This is a genomic window from Quyinboa ferrireducens (assembly GCF_042436675.1).
GTDB lineage: Bacteria > Bacteroidota > Bacteroidia > Bacteroidales > UBA5342 > JBHJHP01.
The window spans coordinates 1-5,481 of record NZ_JBHMVA010000032.1; the positions used below are offsets into that span (position 1 = coordinate 1).

General features: G+C 29.7%; 4 protein-coding genes. All 4 read left to right on the top strand.

The features are described 5' to 3' along the window. The first annotated feature begins 227 nt into the window (after window positions 1-227). A complete protein-coding gene (locus tag ACE01N_RS19945) occupies window positions 228-812 on the top strand; it encodes a hypothetical protein (protein WP_380592749.1) in 585 nt (194 codons plus the stop codon). Between the two features lie 528 nt (window positions 813-1,340). After that, complete coding sequence (locus tag ACE01N_RS19950; protein WP_380592751.1) at window positions 1,341-3,326, top strand: leucine-rich repeat domain-containing protein; 1,986 nt, start codon at window positions 1,341-1,343, stop codon at window positions 3,324-3,326. 209 nt (window positions 3,327-3,535) lie between these two features. Further along, window positions 3,536-4,171: a hypothetical protein gene (locus ACE01N_RS19955; protein ID WP_380592752.1), complete on the top strand. Its 636-nt coding sequence runs from the start codon at window positions 3,536-3,538 to the stop codon at window positions 4,169-4,171. Window positions 4,172-4,366: 195 nt separating this feature from the next. Beyond that, window positions 4,367-5,308, top strand: coding sequence for a hypothetical protein (locus tag ACE01N_RS19960; protein ID WP_380592754.1), 942 nt, complete (start codon window positions 4,367-4,369; stop codon window positions 5,306-5,308). Window positions 5,309-5,481 lie beyond the last annotated feature (173 nt).

Here is a 5,481-nt window from a genome sequence, read left to right on the forward strand (position 1 = left end):
AGAGATTCCGTTAAGGTTTCAGAACTTTCTGATTATGGATATTTTAAGAGAATTAAATAAATTACTGTGCACAACACACGGTCATACTGCATGGCAGTACTTTTAAATAAAACATATCAACGTTCGCAGTCGGGCTATTTCGTCCTGACAGTTCCTTTCACGGGTGAAAGAAACTGCCACGACAGCATACCGCGGGAACGTTATAGGGCATTTAAAAACAGCGTCTTATGAAAGTCATCCTGCTTAATTTATTGATTCTTTTTTCTGTTTTTGCATTAGGACAAAATACATCTGATTCAATAAAATTATGGACAGTTGATAAATCTTTAATTGATAATGGAGAGTTTAAAAATTACTATCAATATGACGTAGGTTCATTCCTGTTTTATAACGGTAGATATGAAAACAATTTATCATTTTTGATTCAATCAAAAGACAATCATAAAATTCTTTATTCTGCAAAAGACACCTTATCTGATGCAATGATTCTTAAACCAAAATTCTTTCATAACCAAAACAATTCTCTGATAATAATTATGATTGAAGTTGCTGCAGAGTATAGTTGGGGACAAAAAATATTAATGATTAAAAATGGGACAATTAAAGACTTAGGATTTCTTGATTATGCCGTTGATATTGACAATGGAGAATCAATATCTGAATATTGTGAGTTCATTTATAAACAAAGACAAATTCAATTAATATTTAAAGATGTTCCAATAATAAATTGGCAAAATGAATCAGAGATAAGTGGGAAAGATTTAATTTTTGAATTTTGCAATGATGGCATCAAAAAAGTAAAGACAAAATGACCTCAGAAGATATATTGACAATATTAGAACTAATAGTTTTCATAATTTTAATTGCGTTCTCATTTAAAATGGTTTATGAGCATCTATTTAAAACATACAGATTTGAAATACAAAATCATTTTAAAAAAGATAATTGTACTGTAACATTAGTTCGAAAACCTAATACTAGTGAGAAAAAAATAAATCCTTTTAAGGAAAATAATTTCCAATTGAGAGGCTTTACGGTGAGTCCTAGAAAGATTTATAAATATCGAATCGTTGAATTCATTGACAATAATGGAAATAATCAAAAAAACTGGATTGAGATTACAATTAGATATTTACGAAAACCAAAATTAGAATTTAAATAAAAAACGCCCTATAACACGCGGTCATAGTGCATAGCAGTACTTTTAAACAATATAATTCAACGTTCGCAGCCAGCTCTTTTCATCCTGACAGTTCCTATCCTATCGGACAGAAACTGCCACGACACCATACCGCGGGAACGTTGGCACCAATTAAAATAAGAAAATTACATTAACAATTATGAAAGAAAACCTAAAGAATTTATTAATGTTCGTATTCTTAACATTTAATATAGTAGGATACTCACAAGTTGACAAAGTCCAAAAGATTTATGGAAATGGAGTATTACCAAATGAAGTTAAAATTAACAAAATTCAAAAGGCGAAAATAGACTTAAAACTGTTTTATGAAAATAGAGTTAAAATAATTAATGATAAATCTTTTGTAATAGAATCTGATTCGTTAGCATTGGTCTCAATATACAATACGAACGGTGGTGAAAATTGGCATATCGGAGAGGATTCAGTTTGGTTGGAAGGCCCCATTTATAGATGGGAAGGAGTAAAAGTTAAGAATCAACGTGTAGTAAGTTTAAATTTAGGACATGTGAATTTAATTGGTAATATTCCGCCTGAAATTGGTGATCTAACAGAAATTCAATTTATTAATCTTAAATATAATGAAATCTCATCAATACCATCAGAAATAGGAAACCTTAATAAATTAAGCTACCTAAATTTAGCATGGAATAAATTATCAATTATCCCCAATTCTATTGGAGATTTAAAACAATTAATTTACTTAGATTTTTGGGCTAATGATATTGAGAATGTACCATCCGAAATAAGCAATTTGGATTTGTTGGAGTATTTAGGTCTTGACGATAATAAAATTGTCAGTATTCCAACGGAGATTGGAACTTTAAATAATTTAAGAAAACTTTGTGTGCAAGGAAATAATTTAAATAATTTGCCGGATTTATCAGGATTAGTAAACATTCAGTGGTTATTTTTATACTCAAATAGTTTAACTTTTAATGATCTTACTGAAACAAACTTAGACTTTGATGAAGTAGAATGGGTAGTTTACAGTCCTCAAAAAAACATTATTTTGCCTCATCAGACCAACCAAGGGAATATCAGAATTATGAGATGTGTATTAAATGAGCCTGGAATAACCTATCAATGGTATAAATATCCTGATCAAATAATTGTTGGAGAAACAGAGCGAACAATAGAACTTAATGATTCATTTTATGGCTTAGTTTATTGTAAAAGTAAAAATGAAGACTACCCTGAATTAATTCTATCAACAGATTTGCTTGGAAGGAATAGTGGGTTAACTAAATTTTCATTGGCAAATCTTGAACCACCTATTAATGAAGGTGCTTTAATTGGCGAGTTTTCAAGAAATACCACAAACAATAATTTTTTTAATGGATATTATATATCAAATTTAACTTATGAAAGAATTGGTGTTATACAAATAGACCATGAAGATTTTGAGAAAAAGCTTACTCCAGTTGATAGCAATACATGTTCAACTTACCTAGGACCATTTGATGATGTAACTTTATATATTTCCATAAATAAGGATAATAGTGTTGATGTAGAAGTAGGACCTAACACTTGGGATTACGAATTGCATGGTATAGACTGGGGAACAAGTTCTTATAATCCGGAAAATGGAGAAATTCATCTCTTTTATGGTTATACCATAAATGATGGTGAAAGGAAATTTGAAGAAATATTTTCATACAATGAAGATCTGCATTTTCCCAAATATACATTAGCTTCAGGAGAAGGACTAAACCAAGGTGATAATGATAATTTCATAATTGAGAATAATGTTTTGAAAACAAGTAAATATCTTGATATTGATAACCAAAGTATTTATAGTGTTTATGTAAATATATCTGATTTGGTTTACGGAATAAATTATACCGAAGAATTTATAATCAATTTAAATACGAATCATATATCAACTAAAAACTATATCCAAAGTGCTCAATTTTATCCGAATCCTACTAATGGGATAATTAGTATAAAGGAAAGTTCTGAAATTAGTAATGTTAGGATCTTTGACTTAAAAGGGCAATTAATATATAGTATTAACTTTCTTAATAATGAAGCTACAATAAATCTTTTAGATGAAGAATGTGGTATGTATTTGATAATTTATAATAAAGATGAATCTTATTATTATCAAAAACTAATTCTTAAATAATAATAAGTAAATAACTGGTGCCAACACGCGGTCATACTGCATGGCAGTACTTTTAAACAAAATAATTCAACGTTCGCTGCCTGGCACTTTTTGTCCTGACAGTTCCTTTCCCATTGGAAAGAAACTGCCACGACAGCATACCGCGGGAACGTTGTAAGCCATATTGGGAACGATACTACAAACAATTAACTGATTTGATAAATTAATAGATGGCACAGATAGAATTTTTTTCTACGATTGAGGATGAAAACAAACTGATAACTCAGATTTCAAAGGACAATTCAATTAAATTCTCTGTGATTAAGAATAATCGACTGACCGAGTGGATTGATTCAAAAGATTTAATTGTGCCCGATTCTGAATCAAAATTTGAGATTTGTATTTGGAAGAGCGATTTAGGAAAATTAAAATGGTTAAACAATGAACCAAAAATAGATTCATCATCACATATTAGACTAGTGAAGTCTTTGTTTACAAAAGAACATTGGAGAAAAGAAAAAGAGCAAAATGATTTTAACAAAATGATCGATGATGAAAATTCTCCGATTCTCTATTATAAAAGAGGAGAAATAGAATATGATTATAAAATGCCAAATTTGATTCTTTCTCCGCAAACTAGTGTTGACAGATTAGGAAGTGATTTTAAAAATTGGTTTAACAGAATATCATCTTGGATAAGGCGGAATGGTGAAATGGTATACAATTGGAAAATGAAAGACAGTAAAATCCGTAATGATGATAGTTTTGCAAATACAATATACGCACTGCCAGATGCTTTGAAGATATTAAAATCTGACACCAAAAGATTTGCAATTTCGATTAATACTCGAGTATATGATAAATGAATAAAACGTTGATTAATAAATAAATACGGCTTACAACAGCGTATATACTGCATACCGCCCGCTATTTTGATAAGTTTGTGCTATGTTTTATTTTAGTGATTTTAATAAAAGGTGGTGCTGTTAGATAAGAATGGCGGTACGACAGCATATACGCGACACGTTGGCTGTAATTTTAGCGGAATGAAAAAATGAATTATGAAAGGATATCGATTAGGAACTATTAAGATAGATAACTCTAATCAAGAGATTAAACTAAACGGGGCAATTAATGAAAGTGAATTTCTTGTCTTGAGTGAGCATACTAAAAACTTATTTGCATTTAAGTCTCAACAAGAATTACACTCAATATTTATAATTAATTTTCTTGAATTTAATAATTTATTTGAACAGACAATTCATAAACTTCTAAAACTAAAACTTGATAGAGCTCTTTTAGATGAGAATCCAAAAGAACTAAAATTCATTTCAAGAAATGCGAACCGCCTTTTTTTAAACTTTTTAAGTTCTGGACGAACATTTTTAGATCACACAGAAACTTATTTGAAGAGAAAATATGGTAAACAATCTCCTGAATTCATAAAATTTAAAAATGAAACCACTAAACTATACGACAATTCTTTTGAATATCGATTTATGTATAAACTAAGGAATTATGCTCAACATTGTGGACTTCCAATCAACAATATTACATTTTCAATAAATAATGAAATTCAAGAAAACGTTTACAATAGAAAATATAATTTAAATCCAACTTTTATTAAACAAGAACTTTTAGATAGCTATGAAGAATGGGGAACTCAACTAAAAAATGATTTTAAACAAAAGCCAGAAGAAATTTCTGTTATTTCCGTAATAAAAGAATATTACAAAAATATAGATGAATTAAGCCAAACTTTATTGGCTATCGAAGAAGACTCACTCCAAACTAGTATCGACTATTTAGAAAATTTCACTAAACGATTCGGAGAACTTGAACAAAAGGGAAATATCCAGTTGTGTGTATTTTTCAATTTTGAGTTATCGAAACCTGATTCTTATGAAAACTCTAAATTTGAAACTTACAAGTTACCATTAAATCTAATAACTGAAATAAAGAAAAAACTACAGCCAACACGCGGTCATAGTGCATGCGGTTAATTTTAACTTGCAAAATTCATTCCGTATGTCGTCGTTTTCGGCGTGACAGTCTCCACTGCGTGTGACAGCCAACCGCACGACACCATACCGCGGGAACGTTGTGTGTAATGCAAAAAAGACGATTACCATGAAAAACAGAATTATAATTTTGATTTCTATCTTGACAATGATTT